Origin of the sequence: Sphingomonas sp., from assembly GCF_964263785.1 — a bacterium.
Classification (GTDB): Bacteria; Pseudomonadota; Alphaproteobacteria; order Sphingomonadales; family Sphingomonadaceae; genus Sphingomonas.
In genome coordinates this window covers 14,233-36,312 of record NZ_CAXVWL010000045.1, presented here as the reverse complement: position 1 = coordinate 36,312, position 22,080 = coordinate 14,233, and the positions used below count along the sequence as shown (strand labels likewise).

The window sequence follows — 22,080 nt, the reverse complement described above, 5'->3', positions numbered from 1 at the left end:
CTGTTCTCCACCGCGCCGCGCGGCGCGACGGGGGACGGGATCGCGATGGCGTGGCGGGCGGGGGCGCGCGTCTCCAACATGGAGTTCATGCAGTTCCACCCGACCTGCCTGTACAATCTGGAGGTCAAGAACTTCCTGATCACCGAGGCGGTGCGCGGTGAGGGCGGGTGGCTGCTCAACCCGAAGACGGGCAAGCGCTTCATGCCCGATATCGACCCGCGCGCCGAGCTGGCGCCGCGCGACGTGGTGGCGCGGGCGATCGACGCGGAGATCAAGCGCGACGGGCTCGACTTCGTGCACCTCGACATCAGCCATCAGCCCGCCGACTTCGTGCGGGGGCATTTCCCGACGATCCACGAGAAGCTGCTGGGGCTCGGCATCGACATGACCAGCCAGCCGATCCCGGTGGTGCCGGCGCAGCACTATACCTGCGGCGGCGTGGTGGTGGACCGCGACGGGCGCACCGACCTGCCCGGTCTCTACGCGGCGGGCGAGTGCACGCAGTCGGGGCTGCACGGGGCGAACCGGTTGGCGTCGAACAGCCTGCTCGAATGCTTCGTGTTCGGCGAGGCGGCGGCCAGGCACATCGCCGAGTGCTGGGACGAGCTGCCCCCTGCCCCGCCGATCCGCGCCTGGGACGAGAGCCGGGTGGCGGACTCGGACGAGGAGGTGGTCATCAAGCAGAACTGGACGGAGATCCGCCGGTTCATGTGGAACTACGTCGGCATCGTGCGCACCACCAAGCGGCTGCAGCGCGCCGCCAACCGCATCCGCATGATGACGGACGAGGTCGCCGACCATTACGGTCATTTCCGCGTCACGCCCGACCTGGTGGAGCTGCGCAACCTGCTCCAGACCGCCGACCTGATCGTCCGCTCGGCGCTCCACCGCCATGAGAGCCGCGGGCTGCATTACACCCTCGACTACCCGGAGACGCTGCGCCAAGCGGTCGACACGATCCTGGTCCCCTGATCGCGACTCGATCCGCCGCACGTTGCGCGCGTTTCGTCGCAGCGCCGGACATGGGAGGTTCCGTCGCTACGAAGCGCGCGTATGCAATGCACCCTCAGCAATTGGGCAACGTTTCAACCGCATGCACGCTTTCGGCCGCACCGGCCTCTTCTTTCTGACGCTTGCGCTCGCCGCCTGCGTGCCGTCGCGCCCGGGCGGCTCGGGGCGCACGCCCGAGCGTGCCGAGCAGCCGATCGTCTCGATCCCGCTCCCCCCCGTCATCGCCAAGCCCGTCCGTACCGCGCCTGCACCGCTGGAAACCGCGATCGACGGGCTGTGGCGGGGCTTTCCGGGCGTCAGCGGCATCGCGGTGCGCGCGGTGGACGAGGGCTGGACGGTCGAGCGCGGCGCGCGCCGCCGCCTGCCGCAACAATCGGTCAGCAAATTGTGGGTCGCGATCACCGTCCTCGACCGGCGCGACCAGGGCAAATTGAAGCTCGACGACCCGATCGTCGTCCGTTCCGAAGACCTCACCCTGTTCCACCAGCCGCTCGCTTTCCTCGTCAAGGGCGACGGCTTCCACACCACCATTGGCGGCTTGCTCGAGCGCGCGCTGACCCATTCGGACAATACCGCGAACGACCGGCTGCTGACCCAGGTCGGCGGGCCTTCCGCGGTGCGCGCGACGATCGCCGACAAGCGCCTGGGCGACATCCGCTTCGGCCCCGGCGAACGCCTGCTCCAGTCGAAGACCGCCGGGCTGATCTGGCAGCCGTCGTTCGCGATCGGCAACGGTTTCGAGATCGCGCGCTCGCGCCTCGATCCGGCGGTACGCGCCGCCGCGCTCGACGCCTATGTCGCCGATCCGCCCGATGGCGCCGCGCCGCTGTCGATCGCCGACTCGCTCGCCCGGCTGGCGCGCGGCGAGTTGCTGTCGGAGACCTCGACCCGCTACCTGCTCGATACGATGGGCCGCTCGGTCACGGGCCGCGCCCGGCTGCGCGCCGCGCTCCCGGCCGGCTGGAGCATCGCGCACAAGACCGGCACCGGTCAGGATCTGGGCGGGCGCAACGCGGGGTTCAACGACGTCGGCCTGCTCACCGCCCCCGACGGTCGCCGCTACGCGATCGCGGTGATGATCGGCGACACCCGCGCACCGATGCGGGCCAGGCAACAGCTGATCCAGGGGGTCGCCGCGGCGGTCGCCGCGTATGGCACGCAGGGCGGGGGGAACGCGTCGGCAAATTAGGCGCTAAGCCCACATCTGGTTGCCACGCTCACATCCGTTCGTGCTGAGCGAAGTCGAAGCACCGGTCCTTGGCCATGCCCTTCGACTTCGCTCAGGGCGAACGGAAGGTCGAAAGTCCACCGCCGCTTGGTCTCCCTCCCCGCATCCGCTAACACCCCGCCCACGATGCCCCATCTCTATCTCGTCGACGGCTCCGGCTACATCTTCCGCGCCTACCACCGCCTGCCGCCGCTCACCAACAAGCACGGCGAGCCGGTCGGCGCGGTGTACGGCTACACCACGATGCTGTGGAAGCTCGCCGACGAACTGCATGCAGCGGACGGCCCCACCCACCTTGCGGTAATCCTCGACAAATCGAGCCAGACCTTCCGCAACGACCTGTACGACCAGTACAAGGCGCACCGCCCGCCGCCGCCCGCCGATCTCGTCCCGCAATTCCCGATGATCCGCGACGCCACCCGCGCGTTCTCGCTCCCGTGCATCGAGACCGAGGGGCTGGAGGCCGACGACATCATCGCCTGCTATGCCAAGGCCGCGCTGGCGCAGGGGTGGCAGGTGACGATCGTCAGTTCCGACAAGGATCTGATGCAGCTGATCGAGCCCGGCCTCGACCTGTACGACACGATGAACAACCGCCGTCTGGGCGCGGAACACGTTGCCGAGAAGTTCTTCGGCATCGCGCCAACGCAACTCGGCGACGTCCTCGCGCTGATGGGCGACAGCGTCGACAACGTGCCCGGCGTTCCCGGCGTCGGCCCCAAGACCGCGGCCAAGCTGATCCTCGAACACGGCGACCTCGAAACCGTGCTCGCCGCCGCGCCCGCGATGAAGCCGGGCAAGCTGCGCGACAACCTCATCGAACACGCCGGCATGGCGCGCCTCAGCCGCGAGCTGGTCGAGCTCAGATGCGACGTCGCGCTCCCCGAACCGCTCGAAGAGCTCGAGATGCAGGGCATTCCCGATGCACCCTTGCGCGCCTTCCTCGAACACCACGGCTTCAAGTCGCTGCTGACCAAATTGGGCCAGGTCGCCGACGCCCCCGTCCCCGCACCCGCCGGCGTGCCGATGGAGGAAGACCCGCCCTGCGACCACGACGGCTACGAGACCGTCGCGGATGTGGACGCGCTCGACCGCTGGATCGCGCAAGCCCGGCATCAGGGCTTCATCGCGATCGACACCGAGACCACCGGCGTCGACGCCACCCGCGCCGAGCTGGTCGGCGTGTCGATGGCGCTCGCCCCCAACCGCGCCTGCTACCTCCCGCTCGCGCATACAGGGGAGGGGGGCGGCACCGATCTGCTCGCCGAAACCCCGGTCCAGATCGAGCGTGACACCGCGCTCGCCCGGCTGAAGCCGCTGTTCGAGGACGCATCGGTCCTCAAGATCGGCCACAACCTCAAATACGACATGATCGTCCTCGCGCGCGCCGGGATCGCGGTCGCGCCGCACGACGACACGATCGTGATGAGCTTCGACCTCGACGCCGGACTCCACGGCCACGGCATGGACGAGCTCGCCGCCACCCACCTCAGCCATTCGTGCATCGCCTTCAAGGACGTCGTCGGCACCGGCAAGACCCAGCGCGGCTTCCACGAGATCGACCTCGCCGCCGCCACCCGCTACGCCGCCGAGGACGCCGACGTCACGCTGCGGCTGTGGAAACGCTTGAAGGCGCGCCTGCCCAACGAACAGGCCACCCGCGTCTACGAGATGGTCGACCGCCCCCTTGTCCCCGTGATCGCGCAGATGGAGGCCCACGGCATCAAGGTCGACCGGGAGAAGCTCGCGGCGTTGTCCGCCGACTTCACCACCCAGATCGCCGATGCCGAGGTCCAGGTCCACGAACTGGCGGGCGGCCCCTTCACGATCGGCAGCCCCAAGCAATTGGGCGACGTGCTTTTCGAGCGCCTCGGCCTGAAGGGCGGGCGCAAGGGCAAATCGGGCGTCTATTCCACCGACGTGACCGAGCTCGAACGGATCGCGCGCGAGGGCGGCGCGGGCAGCGAGATCGTCGCCAAGGTGCTCGACTGGCGCCAGCTGACCAAGCTCAAGAACACCTACACCGACGCGCTGCAGCAGCAGATCAACCCCGCCACCGGCCGCGTCCACACCAGCTACAGCCTGACGGGCGCGCAGACCGGGCGGCTGTCCTCGACCGATCCGAACCTGCAGAACATCCCCATCCGCACCGAAGTCGGCCGCCAAATCCGCGACGCCTTTGTGGCGGAGCCCGGCCACGTCATCCTCAGCGCCGATTACTCGCAGATCGAGCTTCGCCTCGCCGCGCACATGGCCGACGTGCCGCAACTCCGCGACGCCTTTGCCAACGGCGACGACATCCATAGCCTCACTGCGCAGGAGCTGTTCGGCGAGGTCAATCGCGACACCCGCGGCCGCGCCAAGACGATCAACTTCGCGATCCTCTACGGCATCAGCCGCTGGGGCCTCGCCGGCCGTCTCGACGTCACCGCGGACGAGGCGCAGGCGATGATCGACCGCTATTTCGATCGCTTTCCGGGCATCAACCGCTACATCGCCGAAACGCTCGAAGAAGTCCGCGCGCGCGGCTTCACCACCACGCTGTTCGGGCGAAAGACCCACTTCCCGCGGCTCAAGTCCAAGGTCCAGCACGAACGCCAGGGCGCCGAACGCGCCGCGATCAACGCGCCGATCCAGGGCACCAGCGCCGACATCATCAAGCGCGCGATGGTCCGGATGACGCCTGCACTGGTCGAAGCCGGGCTGCCCAACGTCCGCATGCTGCTCCAGGTCCACGACGAACTCGTCTTCGAGCTGCCCGAGGGGGATGTGGAAGCGGCCAAGCCGGTTATCCACCGCGTCATGGCCACCGCATCCGAACCTGCGGTCAAGCTGTCCGTTCCCCTGGGCGTCGAGATCGGGACCGGCCCAAGTTGGGGCGCGGCGCATTGACCGCGCAGCGCGGCAGCCGGCCACGCCCGGCTGACTCGCGCAAGCGCGGCCGGCGGACGCAGTCCGTTCGACGACGCGGCTTTGCCGCGGCGCGGTCGATCGCCCCGCAATGACGGGCGCGACCAAGGACATCGACCAGCTCGCCAAGGGCGGCCGCACCAACATCGCCGGCTTCGCGCTGCGCCTCGTCGCGCGCCTGCCGTTCCTGTTCATCGCCGGCCGCATCTACGGCCCCGACCGGGTCGGCCGTTTCGCGCTCGCGGTCGTCGTCGTCGAGCTCGCCGCGCTCGTCGCCACCCTCGGGCTCAAGCGCGGGCTCGCGCAGGCGTTGTCGAAGGCCGAACGCCCGCACGCCTGCGTCGTCTGGGACGCGATGGCGGTCGCGTTCTTCGCCGCGCTCGCCGCCAGCGCGTTCCTGATCGCCTTCCCGCAGGTGATGTACCCCAACACCGCCATCGCCGGGCTCGACCGCTGGCTGCCGATCATCATCGTCGCCAGCGCGTGGAGCGACGTGGCGCTGGCCGCACTCGCCTATCGCCGCAACGTCAAGGCCGCGGTCACCGCGCGCGCGGTGGTCGAGCCGTGGACGATCTCGATCGCGGCATGGGCATTCTCGTATTTCACGCTCCGGGACGGCCTGGTCCTGTCCTATGTCGCGTCGATGACCGCGGCGCTGGTCGCCAGCATCGTGCCGCTGATCCGCAGCTACGGCCTGCCCTACGGCTGGTCCCCGCACCTGCGCCCGCTGCTCGCGCTCGCGCGGACCAACGTGCCGCTGGCGGGCGCCGATGCGCTCGAATGGGGCACCCGCAACGTCGACCGCTTCATCCTCGGGGTGCTGTTCGAGCCCAGGATCGTCGGCATCTATTACATGGCGCAACAGGTCGCGTCGTTGCCGCAGAAGTTGAAGACCAGCTTCGATCCGATCCTGGGCCCGGTCATCACCGAGGCGCTCGCCCGCGACGACAAGCCCGCCATCGCCAACCAGGTGCGCCAGGTCGCGTTCTGGATCGTCGCCGCGCAGGCGGGCCTGGCGCTGATGGGCTCGATCCCCGGCGAAGCGGTGATGGGGGTCGTCGGGCCGCAGTTCGTCGCGGGCACCGCCGCGCTCGCCTTCCTGCTGACCGCCGAGGCGCTGGCATCGACCGGGGCGGTGTCGGAAACCGCGCTGGTCTACATGGCGCGCCACCGCAACCTGATGATCTCGGGCGCGATGCTGGCGTTCCAGGTCGCTTTGTCGTTCGGACTGGTGTTCGTGTTTCGCCGGATCGGCTGGCCCCCCAATTGGCAGGCGGCGGGTCCCGCGGTCGCGCTGATGCTGTCGCTGGGGCTGACCTCGCTCATCAAGGCGTGGCTGCTGTCGCGATTGACGCAGGCGCGGGTGTCGCCGCTGCGCTGGCCGCTGGTATGGGCGGTACTCGCCGCGATCGTCGTCGGCTCGCTGTTCACCGCTTTGCCCAAACGGCTGGAATGGGCCGAGCTGCTCTTCGGCGTCCCCGCCATCGCCGGCGTCTATTTCCTGATCCTGTGGCGCTACGCCTTCGGCCCCGCCGACCGCGCGCTGTTCGTCAAGGCGCCGCGCACCGCGGCGCTGCCGAACGAGGGCAGCCCGCTCAATGCCGGAAGTGGCGTATCCCGGTAAACACCATCGCCAGCCCCGCCGCGTCCGCCGCCGCGATCACCTCGTCGTCGCGGATCGACCCGCCCGGCTGGATCACCGCAGTCGCCCCCGCCTCGACCGCCGCCAACAGCCCGTCGGCGAAGGGAAAGAACGCATCCGACGCCACCGCCGACCCGATCGTCCGTGGCGCGGCCCAGCCCGCCTTGTCCGCGGCGTCCTTCGCCTTCCACGCCGCGATCCGCGCCGACTCCAGCCGGTTCATCTGCCCCGCGCCCACGCCTGCGGTTGCGCCGTCCCTAGCATAGACGATCGCGTTCGACTTGACGTGCTTGGCGACCGTCCAGGCAAAGCGGCAATCCGCCAGCTCCTGCTCGGTCGGCGTGCGCTTCGTCACAACCTGAAGGTTGCCGAGCATGCCATTGTCGCGCGACTGAACCAGCCAGCCCCCCGCAATTGCCTTCATCGCCATCCCCCCGCGCGCCGCATCGGGCAGCGCGCCCGTCAGCAGCAGCCGCAGATTCTTCTTCGCCGCGAACAGCGCGATCGCCTCCTCGTCGGCGTCCGGCGCCACGACGACTTCGGTGAAGATGCCCGTGATCGCCCGCGCGGTCGCCGCATCGAGCGGGCGGTTCAGCGCGACGATGCCGCCGAACGCCGACACGCTGTCGCACGCGAACGCCGCCGCACAAGCGTCCGCCAGCGTCGCCGCGCTCGCCACCCCGCACGGATTGGCATGCTTGACGATCACGCAGGTCGGCGCGGCATCGCGAAATTCGGACACCAGCTCCAGCGCCGCGTCGGCATCGTTCAGATTGTTGTAGCTGAGCGCCTTACCCTGCACCTGCCGCGCCTGGCCGATTCCCCGCGCGGCGGGTCCGGCATGGTGGTAGAACGCCGCCTGCTGGTGCGGGTTCTCGCCGTAGCGCAGCACCTCCGGTCGTTCGAGCACCAACGGCAACGTCGCCGGAAACCGCTCGCCCTGATCCGCGAACGCGAACCAGCTCGCGATGGCCGCATCATAGGTCGCGGTCGCCGCAAACGCCTTGGCCGCGAGCAGTCGCCGTTCGTCGAGCGTCGTGCGTCCCTTGGCAACCAGCGGATAATCCGCCGGATCGGTCACGCACGCGACAAACGCATGGTTCTTCGCCGCCGACCGCACCATCGACGGCCCGCCGATGTCGATATTCTCGACGATCTCCGCCCGCTCCGCTCCCTTGGCGACGGTCGCGGCGAACGGATACAGGTTGACCACCACCAGATCGATCGCGCCGATCCCGTGGGCAGCCATCGCCGCCGCATGCCCCGCATCGTCGCGCACCCCGAGCAGCGCGCCGTGGATCATCGGATGCAGCGTCTTCACCCGCCCATCCATCATCTCGGGAAACCCGGTGACGTCTGCGACATCGCGCACGTCCAAGCCGGCTTCGCGCAACGCCTTCGCGGTACCCCCGGTCGAGATCAGCTCCACCCCCCGCTCCGCCAACACGCGCGCGAGCTCGACGACCCCGGTCTTGTCGGACACGGACAGCAAGGCACGGCGGATGAGGATGTCGGTCATGGGCGCAGCGCTTAACGCTTGGAGGGCGCGTCGTCACCCGTCAGGTTCTACAAGGGGGGACGACGGCAAAGCCGCCGTCGACCGGGTTCGGGCGAGCCGACCCGCCGGGCGTGCCGGGCGCTGCGCTCGCTACGCTGTGCGCAGCGGCGCGGGCGTCGCCGCGCCTGCGCCCGTCACAACGCCCGCTTGAACGCCCAGCTCACGCTCGCGCCGCCCGCAGGCGCTTCGCCACTCACCACCAGCTGCTGCGTCGCCACAGTCCCCGCGATGCCGTCGATCCACACGCTGTCGTCGATCGCCAGCGTGCCGCCGCGCACCCGGAACTGCCACATCGCGCCGCCCCCCGATCCCTGGCCCGGCAGCCGCAGGATCGCCGCCAGCCCGTCGGCGGTCGGCGAGGCGCGCACCCCTGCCCCCAGGTGGAAGCGGATCGCGAAGGGGGTCGTGCCCGGCCGCTGCTTGCGCCCGCGCGGCAGCAGCGCATCGTCGCCGCGCAGCTCGCGCCCATCGGCGGTCAGCATCAGCTGGCGGCGGTGGACCAAGCCCCAGCGGCGGACATAGCCGTCGTGCGATACCTCGATCCGGCTGGCGGCATCCGATTCCTGCCGCCCCAGCTCGACCTCGCCGACGCCGCGCCCGAGCGTCCCGTCGGCGTGGATCGCGGTCGAATTGCTGTCGCCGACGATCAGCGTCGAATGCGCCGCAGTGGTCCGCAGGCCCTGCACCAGCGCGGCGGGCAGCGATCCGGCCGCCGCCGCCGATCCGCCGCAATTGACGACGATCCGGTGCGCGCCGTCGGAGAATTCGAACGCCAGCGTCGATGCGCAGCCGCCATGGATCGCCCGCGCCACCGGCGGCGGCGCCGCATCGACGATCAGCACCGCGGTGCCCGTGGCGAGCCGCTGATAGCCCCAGTCGCGCGCCTGGCGAAGCGGCCGGGTCCTCACTCCACTCGCCGCGATGACCGCGGCGATGTGTTCGGGCGTGTCCGGCCCGCCGCCCTGCCAGCTCGACAGCGCGCGGTCGCCGTGCGTCGCGCCGAGCAGCGCGCCGACCATCCGCACCAGCGCCGCCGCCACCGCTTCGGGCAGCTCCAGCCGCCGCGCCGCATACACTTCGCGCAAGCTCGCCAGCAGCTGAATCGAATCGAGCAACATCGCCGGCGAGCGCGACACCGATCCGCCGTCGTCGAACAGCGACGTGCCCAGCGCGCGCGCCAGCCCCGCCTCGCCGAACGCCTGCCGCGGATCGCCGCCCGGGATCAGCAGCCCCGCCGCGACCACCCCGCACCATGCCGCGATTCGCGCCGCGCCCGGCGGCGCCTTGTCCGCGCCGCGGTCCAGATGCCGCGCCCCCTTCGCCAGCACGTTCAGCACCCGCGAGCGATAGATCAAGTCCGCCGACGACAGGATCAGCGGCGCGTGCGCGGTCCAGAACAGGATGCGCCGCCCCCACAGGTCCGGCCGCCACGCCAACGGGTCGACCGTGTCGGCATGCGCATCGAGCCAGCGCGCCATCAGCGCCTCGGCAACCGGCGCGCCCTGCGCCCGGGTCGCGACGGTCGACAGGTCGCGCAGCCAGGCAAAGGCGTGGAGATGCTCGACGAATGCCCGGCTCGCATCCGGCCGCTTCATGTCGAGCGAAGCGATCGCGCGCGTCTCGCCGCGATAGGCCAGCTCGCCGTCGAGCAAGCCGCGCCCGCGCCCGACATCGCCGGCGACCGGATCGTCGGGCACCGCGATCAGCTTGAGCGGATGCCGCCCCTTCAGCCGCAGCCCGTGGATCGGCGTCCGCCAGGTCAGCCGGTGCAGCCGCTCGGCCAGCCGCTCGGCGAGCGACAGGCCGGTCGTCCCGCCGACCCGCATCAGCCGCTTGCCTTCGTCGATCCCGTCGGCCGCGGGCGGCTCCTCGCTCACGCGCCCCTCAGACCTGCGATATTGGCGGCGTAATGCTCGGGCCCGCCGCGGAACACCGCGGTCCCCGCGACCAGCGCATCCGCGCCCGCCGCGATGCACCGCGCCGCGGTCTCGGCATCGATGCCGCCATCGACCTCCAGGTCGATCGCACGCCCGCTCGCATCGATCATCTTGCGCACCGCCGCGATCTTCTTGAGCTGCCCCTCGATGAACGCCTGCCCGCCAAAGCCGGGATTGACGCTCATCACCAGCACCAGGTCGGCGAGATCGAGCAGGTAATCGAGCGCCTTGGCGGGCGTCCCCGGGCACAGCACCACCCCCGCACGCTTGCCCAGCCCCTTGATATGCTGGAGCGAGCGATGGATGTGCGGCCCCGCCTCGACATGAACCGAGATGCAGTCCGCCCCGGCCTCGGCGAAGGCGTCGAGATACGCATCGACCGGCGAAATCATCAGGTGGACGTCGAACGGTTTCGCGGTGCACCCGCGCACCGACTTCATCACCGCGGGGCCGAACGAGATGTTGGGCACGAAATGCCCGTCCATCACGTCGACATGGATCCAGTCCGCGCCCGCCCGGTCGATCGCGCGTACCTCCTCGCCCAGCCGCGCGAAATCGGCGGAGAGGATGGAAGGGGCGATACGGACGGGGTTGGGCATAAACGTGTCTCTGTTCCTGCGGGGCAACGCTCCCCCCGTTCGTGCTGAGCGAAGTCGAAGCACATGAGTCTCATGCCCTTCGACTTCGCTCAGGGCGAACGGCAATGATCTATCCTGCCCGAGGCGTCTCTATCAGCCCCGCCCCGCGCTACAAGCCGCGCCGGAACTTCGCCACGAAGAACCCGTCGCACCCGCCCGCGTCCGCCAGCATCCCCGGCAGCGTCCGCAGCCAGCCGCGCTCGGTTTCGCCGAACGGCATCGCCACCGACTCCGGCACGAAGCGCGCGTCGTTCGCCAGGAACGCCTCGGCCCGCTCCTCGCCCTCCGCGCGCTCCAGCGAACAGGTGGCATAGACCAGCGCCCCGCCCGGCTTCACCCAGTCCGCCGCGCGCGCCAGGATGCGCTGCTGCACTTCGGCCAACTCGGCGATTACCGCCGGGCGGACCCGGTGCAGCACGTCGGGATGGCGGCGGAAGATGCCGGTCGCGCTGCACGGCGCATCGATCAGCACCGCATCGGCCTGGGCGGCGGGCTGCCATTCCAGCACGTCGGCCCGCACCACCTCGGCGTCGAGCGCATTGCGCTTCAGATTGTCGCGAAGTCGCGCCAGACGACTTTGCGATTGATCGACCGCGGTCACCTGCCACCCGGCGGCCGCGAGCTGGCACGTCTTGCCGCCCGGCGCGGCACACAGGTCGAGGACGGTTCCGGCCCCTTCGCCCAGCAAGCGTGCGGGCAGCGACGCCGCGATGTCCTGCACCCACCAGCCGCCGTCGGCATAGCCGCGCAAATCGGGGACGTGGCCGGCGCCATGCAGCCGCACATGCCCGGGCAGCAGCGTCCCGCCCTCGGGCGCCACCGCATCGCCGTCGGCGAGCGTCAGGTCGAGCGGCGGCGGCGCGGCGATGGCGCGTGCCGCTGCCTCGACCATCGCCTCGCCCCACGCGGCACCCCAGCGCTCGGCCACCAGGGGCGGCAGCGCCGGAACCTCGGGCAACGTCGCGTCTCGGCGCATCAAAGTCCCGAACACCCCGTGGACCAGCTTGCGCGGACCGCCGTCGACCAGCGGCAGCACCGTCGCGATCGCGGCGTGCGGCGGCGTGCCCAGCGCCAGCACCTGGACCAGCGCGATCCTGAGCGCGAAGCGCGCCTTGGCGTCGTCGGGCAGCCGGTGCTGCGTCGCCGAATCGATCAGCGCATCGAGATCGGGAACCCGCCGGAGCGCCTCCGCCGCGATCGCATGCGCCAGACCACGGTCGGGACCGCCCGGAATCGCCCGCGTCGCTCCCGGCAGCGCCGCCTCCAGCGACTCGCCACGCCGGAGCACCGCGTCGAGCAGCCTGAGCGCCGCACGCCGCGATGCGGTGCCGAGCGGGTCGGGACCGCGCGGGGTCACGCGCGCCGCTGCAATGGGGTGAAGGTCACTTGGCAAATCTCCTGAGCGCCCCGATGTGGGATGCGCGCCCTACCCGCGCAATCCAGGAGTGACCAGCGATGGGCCAGCGCCCGCCCCACGTGAAGCCCCCCGCCCACTGGTCCGCCAGCCCGCCCGCGCCCAAGCCCGAGCCGGTGCGAGCGACCACCGACCCGTTGCCCAAGGACCCGACCCGCTACGGCGACTGGGAGCTCAAGGGCATCGCCATCGATTTTTGAGGGGCTGACGAGCGACTGAATCCGTCACGGTCAGCCGAGGCGGCCTGATCCTTATGCTCCCCCGCCAGGGGGAGGATCGTTACGCTTCGGCAGGCGGCGCACCGCACCCCTCTCCCCGGAACGTTTCGCACCCGTCGCACGTCCCCGCCCGATGACCCGCCGCACCCTTCGCCGCACCGCGATCGCCGCCGGCCTCGTCGCCGCCGTGCTTCTGCTGGTCGTCGCCGCTCTCCCCTTCGGCTGGCTCCGCGGCATCGTCGCCGAGCGGCTGAGCGCCCGCATCGGCCGCCCGGTCTCGATCGCCGCGATCGAGCGGGTCGACCGCTTCGGCTTCACCCCGACCGTCGCGATCCGCGGCTTGCGCATCCCCCAGCCCGCCTGGGCAGGCACCGGCGACATGATCCGCATCGACCGCGCACAGGCGACGGTCCCGATCTGGCCGCTGCTGATCGGATCGCTGCGCCCGCACGCGGTCACCGTCTCGGGCCTGCGCGCGGCGCTCGTCCGCGACGCCGAGGGCCGCACCAATTGGGCCGGCTCGGACCGTCGAAGCGGACAGCGTGGACGCGGGATCGAAGGATTGACGATCCGCGACGCCGTTCTCGATTACCGCGACGCCAAGCGCGACCGGCGCGTCGTCGCGCGGGTCTCGTCCGACCCGCAATCCGGCTTCCACGCCGCGGGCACCGGCGTGATCCACGGCAACCCGGTCCGAGTCGCCTTCGCCGGCGCTCCCATCGTCGCCGCCCGGCGCGGTGCATGGCCGTTCACCGCCACCATCGACGGCCCCGCCCTCGCGATGACCGCGCACGGCACGATGGCCCGCCCGCTCGACACCGCGACGATGACGCTCGACGTCACCGCCCGCGCCACAGACCTGGCGCTGATCGACGCGGTGATCGAGGCCGGGCTGATCCGCACCCAGCCGGTGACGCTGTCCGCGCACGTCCGCCACGACCCCGCGCGCTGGCAGATCACCGCCTTGCGCGGCACGATCGGCCGGTCGGCGATCGCGGGTGCGCTGAGCGTCGCCCGAAGCGGCGACCGCAACCGGGTCGACGGCACGATCCGCGCGGCCCGCCTCGACTTCGACGATCTGTCGACCGACGCGGGTATCGCGCGCGGCCAAGCGCTCGAACGCCGGATCGGGCCTAAACTGGTGCCGAACATGCGGGTCGATATCGGCAAGATCGCGCGCACGGACGGCAGGGTCCGGTTCGTGGTGAACCGGGTGCTGAGCCGTCAGGGGCCGCCGGCGATCCGGGCGATGTCGGGCACGCTGACGATGGACCACCGCCTGCTCCGCGTCGATCCGCTGGTCCTGCAGCTCGCACGCGGCGCGGCGACGGGTCATGTCGTCGTCGACCAGCACGACGGCGGTCCCGAGCCGTTGGTCACGATCGACCTCGCCCTGCGCAACAGCGACGTCCCTTCGCTGATGGGCGGCGAAGGCACCTACACCGGGCGAGCCGAAGGGCGCGCACGACTGAGCGGCACCGGCGAGACGCTGCGCGCGGCGGTGGGGCGCAGCGACGGCCGGATCGGCTTCGTCATCCGCGACGGCGCGCTGCCCGAACGGCTCGCCGCGGCGCTCGGCTTCGATGCGCTGCGCACCCTGCTGGCCAGTGGCGACGCGCGCGCCGGCCTGCGTTGCGTGGTCGCCGGGCTCGACGTCCGCCACGGCGTCGGGCGCACCGATCCGCTGGTCGTCGACACGACGCAGAGCCGCCTCGACGGCACCGGCACCGTCACCTTTCCCGCCGAAACGCTGGCGATCCGGTTCACCGGCGCGCCCAAGCACGGCGGCGGTCTCCGCCTTCCCGGCGCGGTCGTCGCCACCGGCACGCTGAAGGCGCCCGCGGTCTACGTGCCCCCGCAGGTCAAGTCGGTCGGCAACATCTTCAAGGCGATCGGCCGCGCGATCCGCGGGCGCCAGGGCCCGCTCGCCACCGACGCGAACTGCGCCGCGCTGGCCGCCCGGGTGCTGCGCTGACCCCCCTTGCGATGTTGGATTTTCTCGCGCAGCCCGGCACCGTTCTTTCTCGGCGTCGGCAATCCTCGCACCGCGTCCATGCGCGACCTTTGCGAAGTTTCAGCCCCGGACGATGGTGCGCATTGGCCTCACCTTAGCCTCACCTTCCGCGCGCGCTTTACGCCTTCACCCCGGCCCCGCGCACCGCTTCGGCGCCCGGATCGAGCGGCCAGCGCGCGCGCGCAGGCACGTCGAGCGGGTCGAACAACCCCGCGGCGAAGCGCTCCGCGCCCGCCCAGGCGATCATCGCCGCATTGTCGGTGCACAACCACCCCGGCGGCGCGACGAAGCGCAGGCCATTCGCCGCCGCCAGCGCCTCCAGCGCGGTCCGGACCGCGCCGTTCGCCGCCACCCCGCCCGCGACGACGAGCGCGGTCACGCCTTCCACGCGCAGCAGCGCCCGCGCGGTCCGGTCGATCAGGCAATCGACCGCCGCCTGCTGGAACGACGCCGCGATATCCTCAGGGGCATACTGCCCCGCCGCCCGCGCCACCGCGCTCTTCAGCCCGGCGAACGAGAAATGCGGCTCGGCCGATCCCAGCAAAGGTCGCGGCAACGCCACCGCCTTGGCGTCGCCTGCCCGCGCAGCCGCCTCCACCGCGGGCCCGCCCGGAAAGCCCAGTCCCAGCAGCTTGGCGGTCTTGTCGAACGCCTCCCCCGCCGCATCGTCGATCGTCGTCGCCAGCCGCCGGTAACGCGCCACCCCCTCGACCAGCAGCAACTGGCAATGCCCGCCCGACACCAGCAGCAGCAGGTACGGGAATGCCAGCGCCGGGTCCGACAGCCGCGGCGAGAGCGCATGCCCCTCCAGGTGGTTGACCGCGATCAGCGGCTTGCCTGCCGCATGCGCCAGCGCCTTGCCCGTCACGAGCCCGACCATCACCCCACCGATCAGCCCCGGCCCCGCGGTTGCCGCCACCGCATCGACATCGGCCAGCCGCACCCCCGCATCGGCCAGCGCCGCCTCGACCAAGGGCACCAGCACCTCGACATGCGCACGCGCCGCGATCTCGGGCACCACCCCGCCGTAAGGCCGGTGCGCCGCCTCCTGCCCGGCCAGCCGGTGCGCCAGCACTTGCGCGGAGCCGGTCACCAGCGCCGCCGCGGTCTCGTCGCACGAGGATTCCAGGCCCAATATCAGCATGGCCCGCGCTGTAACGGCTCGCATCCGGCTTGTCGAAACGTCGCCTGCGCGCCACAACCCGCGCGATGCAGTTCAGACTAGGCACCCGCGGCTCGGCCCTCGCCCTTGTCCAGGCGAACATGGTTCGCGATGCCTTGTGCGCCGCCCACGGCTGGGGCCCGGACCAGGTCGACATCATCCCCATCCGCACCACCGGGGACCGCGTCCAGAACGTCGCGCTCGCCGACATCGGCGGCAAGGCGCTGTGGACCAAGGAGCTTGACCGCGCGCTTCTCGACGGCGAGGTCGATTGCACGGTCCATTCGATGAAGGACGTCGAGACGATCCGCCCCGTCGACATCGCGCTGGTCGCGATGCTGCCGCGCGCCGACGTCCGCGACCGGCTGATCGGCGCCGACTCGGTCGATGCGCTGCGCCACGGCGCGGTCGTCGGCACCAGCAGCCCGCGCCGCCGCGCCCAGCTGCTCCGCATGCGCCCCGACCTCAGGATCGTCCTGTTCCGCGGCAACGTCGGCACCCGCCTCGCCAAGCTGGCGGCGGGCGAGGTCGACGCCACGCTGCTCGCCGCCGCCGGGCTCGACCGCCTCGACCGCGGCGACATCGGCGTCGCGCTCCCCACCGACCTCATGCTCCCCGCCCCCGCGCAAGGCGCGGTCGGCATCGAGGTCCGCGCCGCCGACCAAGCCGCCCGAGAGGCCGTCGCCGCGATCGACCATTCCGAGACGAGCGCCTGCGTCCTCGCCGAACGCGCGCTGCTGGCGCGGCTAGGCGGCGACTGCCACACCCCCGTCGCCGCCATGGCTTCACTCGCAGGCGAGACCCTGCGGCTGCGCGCCGAACTGCTCGCCGAAGACGGCAGCGCGCAGGTCGAGGCCAGCATCGAAGGCGTCGCCGGCGAAGCCTGCGGCCGCGAGCTCGCCGCCGACCTCCTCGGCCGCGCGCCCCCCGAGATCCGCCGGCTGTTCGCGGCTTGACCCGCCCCCTCGCGGTGCTCCGCCCCGAACCGGGCAACACCGCGACCGCCCGGCGGATCGAGGCACTCGGCCTCACCGCGATCCGCCTGCCGCTGTTCGCCATCCGCGCCGTCGCCTGGACACCCCCCGATCCGGCGCATTACGATGCGTTGCTGCTGACCAGCGCCAACGCGGTCCGCCACGCCGGCACCGGGCTCGAAGCCGTACACGGCCTGCCGGTGGTCGCGGTCGGCGAAGCGACCGCCCGGGCAGCGCGCGCCGCCGGGCTGACGGTGGAGACGGTGGGAGAAGGCGATGCCGCGGCGGCGATCCGGGCCAGCGCGGGCAAGCGGCTGCTCCACCTCGCCGGGCACGACCGCGTCGATACCGGCGTGGACGCGATCACCGTCTACACTGCCGAAACAGTGCCGGTGGCATCGGTCGCGATGCTGGCGGGCAGCGTCGCCCTCCTCCATTCGGCCCGCGCCGCCCGGCGGCTGGCCGAACTCCTCCAACGCGATGCCGTCCGCGACTTGCGCATCGCCGCTTTGAGCGAAGCGGTGCGCGCGGCCGGGCCCGACTGCCCCGGCGCGGTCGCCGGTCGCCCGGACGACGCGACGCTCGTCGCCCTCGCCGCACGCCTCGCCGATTGACCGCGGGCGCCGGCCCGCGGATAAGTCCGCCGATGACCGACTTTCCGCCGATCCACACGCCGGTGCGACGCGGGCTCCGCGCGGGCACCGTCCTGGTCCTGATCCTGCTCGCCTTTGCCGCGGGCCTCGCGCTCGCGGTCTATGCCGTCCGCCACGTCGCCTGGTTCGCACAGCCCGCCGCGGTCACCGCCGCGCCGGTACAGAAGCCGCAGACGGTGGTGGCGGTCGCGCCCGCGGTCCAGACCGACCCGGCCGCGCTCGCCACCCGCGAAGCCGTGCTGGCCGGTCAGCTCGCCGCGCTCGAGGCGCGCACCGCCACGATCACCGCCGACGCCCAGAATGCCGGAACCCAGGCGACCCGCGCGGAGGCGCTGCTCGTCGCCTTTGCGTCGCGCCGCGCGCTCGATCGCGGGCTGGGCCTCGGCTATCTCGAAGCGCAGCTCCGTGCCCGCTTCGGCGCGAGCGAGCCGCGCGCGGTCGCCTATATCGTCCAGGCGTCGCGCGCACCGCTGACGCTCGGCGACCTGCGCGAGGGGTTGGCAGAGATCGGCCCCGACATCGCCAGCGGCGCGCACGAGGGCTGGGCTGCGGGCGTCCGCCGCGAGCTCGGCACGCTGGTGGTGATCCGCAAGGACGGCACCCCCTCGCCGCTGCCCGAGGACCGCTTGGCCCGCGCCCGCCGCTTGCTGGAAGGCGGGCAGGTCGAGGCGGCGCGCGCGGAAGTCGCCCGGCTTCCCGGCGCGACCCAGGCGACCAACTGGATGGCGGCGGCCAAACGCTACGTCACCGCCCGCCACGCGCTCGACATCCTCGAAAGCGCCGCGATCCAGGGCGCCGCCGTGCAACCCGCCGCACCACCGCCGCCGACCGTCACCACCTATCCCTGAACCCGATCGATCCCGATCTTCTCGATCCCGATCTTCTTGATCAGCGCCATCGCACCCTGTGGCGCGCGCACCTTGGCGCCATTGATGAAGAACACGAACGTGTCGCGCTGGCGCTTGGGCGGCGCGGCGTCCTCGACATAGGGCAGACCCTCTGGGCGCCCGCCCGCGTCCCAGGTCCGCGCATGCCTGGCCCAATCGTCGAGCGCGGCCGGCGCATAGCCCGCATCGAACCGCTCCTCCGCCGCCTCCAGCCGCGCATAGACGAAGTCGCCGGTGACATCCGCGATCGCCGGATAGTCCGCCGAATCCGCGAACACGATCGCCACCCCCGCCTCCCGGCACATCGCCACGAAGGCCGGGTCCGCGAAACTCTCGTGCCGCACATGGATGGCATGCCGCAACGCGACGCCGTCCTGCTTGGCGGGCAGCAGTTTCAGGAATGCGCCGAAATCGCCGGCATCGAACCGCTTGGTCGCCATGAATTGCCACAGGATCGGCCCCAGCATGTCGCCAAGCTCGACGATCCCCTGCCCGCAGAACCGCGCGATCGACTCGCCCGCCTCGGCCAGCACCTTGCGATTGGTGCAATAGCGCGATGCCTTGAGCGCAAAGACGAACCCAGCGGGCACCTGCGCCCGCCAGCTCGCGAAGGTCGCGGGCTTGAACCCCGAATAATAGGTCCCGTTGACCTCGATCGCGCTCAGCTTGCCCGCGGCATATTCCAGCTCGCGCTTGTGCGGCCACTTCTCGGGAAAGAACGTGCCGCGCCACGGCTCATAGGTCCAGCCGCCGATGCCTATGCGAATCGTCATCGATATCCTCGCGCCAAACCCTGCTCCCCTAGCGCGGCGTCCAGCTCGGCAAAGACACCTGCCGAGCGCCACAACCGGCGATTGCCGACGACATACACGACCTCCTTGGCCCGCGTCACCGCGACGTTGCCGAACATCGGCTCCGAGCAGCGGCGATGGACGAGCAACGGCACGCCGACCGTCCGATCGCCCGGAAACGTCGCGAACCAGGCAGTGGCCGCGTCGGCAAGCGTCTGTACCGAGCCGGCGGGCGCCGCGAAGCGATCGGCATCGACCCCGAAGGTCCGGCAGATCGCATGCGTCGGCCGTTCGGGCAGCATCACCACCGGCGGCACCTGGATCGGGTCGCCGACGACGATCGCGCGTCCGGCGCGCATGATCGCGCCGACCGCCTGCTGCGGCGAAGCCTGTCCCGCCTCGTCCACGAGCAGCCAGCCGAGCGAGGCAGGCGGCATCCGTCCGAGCATCGTGCCGACCGAGGCGAAGGTCGTCGACATCGTCGGCACGACGAGGAACAGGCTGGACCACAGGTCCGGGATCAGCGCGTCCTTTGCGGGATCGCCCAGCCCCTTGCCGTCGAGCACCTGGAGCGCCGCACCCAGATTGTGCCGCAACGGCTTGGCGGCGGCGTCGATAAAGGCGCGGTGCAGATCGAGCGCGGCCTGGAACAACGCATCGCGCTCGCGGTGTTCGTCTGCGGTGAACCACGGCGAGGATGGTTGTACTTGGTCCCTGGTTGCCTTGAAGAAATCGTCATCGATCGCGGTCGCCCGCCGACTCTCCCGCTCGCGCCGCCATTCCGCCAGCACCGGCTCGATCAGCGATACGATGGCTGCGGCGCGCGCCTCTGCGCCAAGGCCGAACCAGGGCGATCGCACCAAGAGCGGTGGCAGGCGGGACGGCAACAGCTTGGCGTCCGCCGCCCGCCCGCCTGCGCTGGCAAGCGCGGATGACAAGGGATCGTGCATCGCCTTCCAGGCGCGGAAGCGGCCGAGCCGAAAGAGGCGCTGGATCAGGCCGGGACGCTCCGCACCGTGGGCGCGTACCGCTGCGAACGCCCGTTCGAGCGCGGGAAGGTGACGATGGCGCAGGCGAAACAGCTCGACCCGCTCGCGGGTGGCGGCGACCTGTTTCTCCAGCGCATGAAAATGCGCCCGCGCCGCCTGCCATCGCCGCAAGGCCTCGCGCCGGTCGAGCGGCGGGTCGAGTTCGGCGACGATGCGCGGCGGCCGCTTGGCCCCGTCCGGCCCGGCGACCTCGGGTTTGCGGCCATCGATGGCCTTGAAGTAGGCGAACAGCCCCGTCTCTTCGGCCCACCAGAAACTATTCTTGAAGGCGCTCCGATTGCTGCCGTTGCCGAGCACCGCAGCGATCGCGCCCCAGCTTTCCTGTCCGAGCAGACCGTCGGCCATTGGCTTGAAATAGCGCAGGCCCGGCGCGCCTGCGGCGACGGCACCGATCGCGGGCAATTCGGCGCTGACATTCTCGACCGCCTTGTTGTTCGACGAGGCGACCAGCATCTCGAATCCCTTCAGCTGCGGGTCGAGCCGGTAGAGATGGATCCACGCCCCGCCGAGGTTCAGCCTGGCACCCGATGACGTGAACGCCTGCTCCGGATCGTCGAAGTCCGCCATGACGCCCGCACGCGCGGTCACGAGCGGGGCGACGACATCGCGCAACAGCGTCGTCTTGCCGGTGCCGGGTGGCCCGTTGACCGCCAGGATTTCGCCGGGCTTCTGCGCCGTCGCCAGGTTCACCGCAGCCTGCTGCATCAGGACAAGCGGATGGCGCCCAGGTCCCGGCCATCGCGCAGACGGAAAACACGCAGGCGCAACGACGGCTTCGATCGCGTCCTGGTCGTCGAGGAGGTCGCGCCGCGTACCCGGCGGGATAGCGCCGAGAAATCGCTTGAGCGTGTCCGGCGCCTCCCCCTTGGCGAACAGCGCGGCGGCCTTGCCCAGGTCCTTGAGGAAGAAGCTGTTGAGCAGCAGTGCATCGGGCGGCTCACTGGACCTGAATGGCACTGTACTGCGCACCGCAAAGGACGGCGGCTTGGCCATCGTGGCGTCGAGCCCGACTTCGGCGACCAGCCAGCGATAGGCCGCCGTGATCGCGGCGTCGTCCAGCGGCACCGCCTTGCCGTCCGGCCCTTCGCGATACATGCGCTGGTGAAGCGCCGTCTGGATACGCTCCTCTTCCTCGGACCAGCGGCTGAGCGCCGCCGGGTCGCCGCCAAGCGCCAGCGGAAGCCCCCATCCGAAGCTGGACACGACGGCGCAGGCATCGGCAACCGGGCGCCCCTCGCGGTCGACGATCACGACCGCCAGAGGCGTCTCGCCACGTGCCTGCGGCTTTTCGGGCCGGGCGTCCGCGAAGCGCTGGAGCAATCGGTCGATCGCCGGTTGCATGACGACGGAGCCGAGGACCACCTGGAAATAGAGCCGGGTGCCCGGTGGTCCCTTTGCGACTCCGCCCGCCCAGGGCAGGCCGCGATCGAAGCGGGCGACGTGGCGGGGATCGCCCGCAAGCTTGGCCGGCGTGGTGAACGTCGACGGGGACAGCACCTCCATCACCGTCCAGGCACGCAGGATGTCCTGCGGATCGTTGGCGATCGTCTCGCGTAGGGGCAGCGGCTTGGCAGAGGGTGACACGAACGGCGGTACGGGGGATGTCGGCGGTGCCGGTCGCGACGGGGGCGATGCCGTGCCTGTCGCCGCGAGCATCTTTTCCAGCCGCTTCTGCAAGGCCCGCGCCTTGGGGACCGTTCGATGGCTCAGCTCGACAAGGATCGCTTCATTGGTCGCGCGCCGATCGGGCGCATCCTGCACCAGGCGCTCCAGTTCGGCGATGCCGAGCTGGGCATAGGGCCGGCCGGTAAAGGTCATCGGCGCAAGGTGACGCGAACGCGGGCGATACGTTGCGGCATGGGTCTGGCGTACTCCCGGGCGCGGCAGCCATTGTCATCAGGCCTGCACCGCATGGCCCTTGCGGACCATATCGATTGGCAGTTTTCATGGAAAGGCTGGAGCCGGCGAAGGGAGGCATTCGCGACCGTCGTTCC

The 22,080-nt window shown here is 71.1% G+C and carries 16 protein-coding genes; 9 read left to right on the top strand and 7 right to left on the bottom strand.

Annotation, left to right across the window (positions count from 1 at the left end; translation table 11 throughout):
- From ACE5C1_RS05855 to ACE5C1_RS05840, 4 genes are all read left to right on the top strand, one after another.
- The coding region (locus tag ACE5C1_RS05855; protein WP_374943124.1) for an FAD-binding protein at positions 1–972 on the top strand (972 nt) is incomplete at its 5' end.
- Between the two features lie 121 nt (positions 973–1,093).
- Complete coding sequence (locus tag ACE5C1_RS05850; RefSeq protein WP_374943123.1) at positions 1,094–2,200, top strand: serine hydrolase; 1,107 nt, start codon at positions 1,094–1,096, stop codon at positions 2,198–2,200.
- 165 nt (positions 2,201–2,365) lie between these two features.
- Positions 2,366–5,131, top strand: a complete 2,766-nt coding sequence (gene polA / locus ACE5C1_RS05845; RefSeq protein WP_374943122.1) for a DNA polymerase I — start codon at positions 2,366–2,368, stop codon at positions 5,129–5,131.
- A 109-nt stretch (positions 5,132–5,240) separates the two neighbouring features.
- The gene (locus ACE5C1_RS05840; RefSeq protein ID WP_374943121.1) at positions 5,241–6,773 is read left to right on the top strand and encodes a lipopolysaccharide biosynthesis protein; all 1,533 of its coding nucleotides are present in this window, start codon (positions 5,241–5,243) and stop codon (positions 6,771–6,773) included.
- On the opposite strand, the gene purH is transcribed toward ACE5C1_RS05840, so the two are convergent.
- From purH to ACE5C1_RS05820, 4 genes are all read right to left on the bottom strand, one after another.
- Entirely contained in the window at positions 6,745–8,310 is a 1,566-nt protein-coding gene (gene purH / locus ACE5C1_RS05835; protein WP_374943120.1) for a bifunctional phosphoribosylaminoimidazolecarboxamide formyltransferase/IMP cyclohydrolase, read from the bottom strand. The genes ACE5C1_RS05840 and purH overlap by 29 nt on opposite strands.
- 173 nt (positions 8,311–8,483) lie before the next feature.
- Positions 8,484–10,175 carry a heparinase II/III family protein gene (locus tag ACE5C1_RS05830; protein ID WP_374943125.1) on the bottom strand — a complete coding sequence of 564 codons (1,692 nt, stop codon included), beginning with the start codon at positions 10,173–10,175 and terminating at the stop codon, positions 8,484–8,486.
- 47 nt (positions 10,176–10,222) lie between these two features.
- Positions 10,223–10,885: a ribulose-phosphate 3-epimerase gene (gene rpe / locus ACE5C1_RS05825; RefSeq protein ID WP_374943119.1), complete on the bottom strand. Its 663-nt coding sequence runs from the start codon at positions 10,883–10,885 to the stop codon at positions 10,223–10,225.
- Positions 10,886–11,033: 148 nt separating this feature from the next.
- The gene (locus ACE5C1_RS05820) at positions 11,034–12,281 is read right to left on the bottom strand and encodes an RsmB/NOP family class I SAM-dependent RNA methyltransferase (protein ID WP_374943118.1); all 1,248 of its coding nucleotides are present in this window, start codon (positions 12,279–12,281) and stop codon (positions 11,034–11,036) included.
- 98 nt (positions 12,282–12,379) lie between these two features.
- Between ACE5C1_RS05820 and ACE5C1_RS05815 the strand changes: the two genes are divergently transcribed.
- Both ACE5C1_RS05815 and ACE5C1_RS05810 read left to right on the top strand, forming a co-directional pair.
- Positions 12,380–12,538: a DUF1674 domain-containing protein gene (locus ACE5C1_RS05815; protein ID WP_374943117.1), complete on the top strand. Its 159-nt coding sequence runs from the start codon at positions 12,380–12,382 to the stop codon at positions 12,536–12,538.
- Between the two features lie 151 nt (positions 12,539–12,689).
- Positions 12,690–14,531: an AsmA-like C-terminal region-containing protein gene (locus ACE5C1_RS05810; protein ID WP_374943116.1), complete on the top strand. Its 1,842-nt coding sequence runs from the start codon at positions 12,690–12,692 to the stop codon at positions 14,529–14,531.
- A 157-nt stretch (positions 14,532–14,688) separates the two neighbouring features.
- Here the strand turns inward: ACE5C1_RS05810 and tsaD are convergent, their stop codons facing one another.
- Positions 14,689–15,714 (bottom strand): tRNA (adenosine(37)-N6)-threonylcarbamoyltransferase complex transferase subunit TsaD, encoded by a 1,026-nt coding sequence (gene tsaD, locus ACE5C1_RS05805; RefSeq protein ID WP_374943115.1) that lies wholly within the window; start codon positions 15,712–15,714, stop codon positions 14,689–14,691.
- Positions 15,715–15,779: 65 nt separating this feature from the next.
- Between tsaD and hemC the strand changes: the two genes are divergently transcribed.
- From hemC to ACE5C1_RS05790, 3 genes are read left to right on the top strand one after another with little or no spacing between them, the layout of a single operon-like run.
- Positions 15,780–16,688, top strand: coding sequence for a hydroxymethylbilane synthase (hemC, locus tag ACE5C1_RS05800; RefSeq protein WP_374943114.1), 909 nt, complete (start codon positions 15,780–15,782; stop codon positions 16,686–16,688).
- Positions 16,685–17,320 (top strand): uroporphyrinogen-III synthase, encoded by a 636-nt coding sequence (locus tag ACE5C1_RS05795; RefSeq protein WP_374943113.1) that lies wholly within the window; start codon positions 16,685–16,687, stop codon positions 17,318–17,320. Before hemC ends, ACE5C1_RS05795 begins: the two co-directional genes overlap by 4 nt.
- A gap of 32 nt (positions 17,321–17,352) precedes the next feature.
- Positions 17,353–18,207, top strand: coding sequence for a hypothetical protein (locus ACE5C1_RS05790; RefSeq protein ID WP_374943112.1), 855 nt, complete (start codon positions 17,353–17,355; stop codon positions 18,205–18,207).
- Here the strand turns inward: ACE5C1_RS05790 and ACE5C1_RS05785 are convergent.
- A complete protein-coding gene (locus ACE5C1_RS05785; protein WP_374943111.1) occupies positions 18,198–19,019 on the bottom strand; it encodes a DUF72 domain-containing protein in 822 nt (273 codons plus the stop codon). The genes ACE5C1_RS05790 and ACE5C1_RS05785 overlap by 10 nt on opposite strands.
- Positions 19,016–21,904, bottom strand: a complete 2,889-nt coding sequence (locus ACE5C1_RS05780) for a helicase (RefSeq protein ID WP_374943110.1) — start codon at positions 21,902–21,904, stop codon at positions 19,016–19,018. The genes ACE5C1_RS05785 and ACE5C1_RS05780 overlap by 4 nt, the downstream gene beginning before the upstream one ends.
- Between the last annotated feature and the right edge of the window lie 176 nt (positions 21,905–22,080).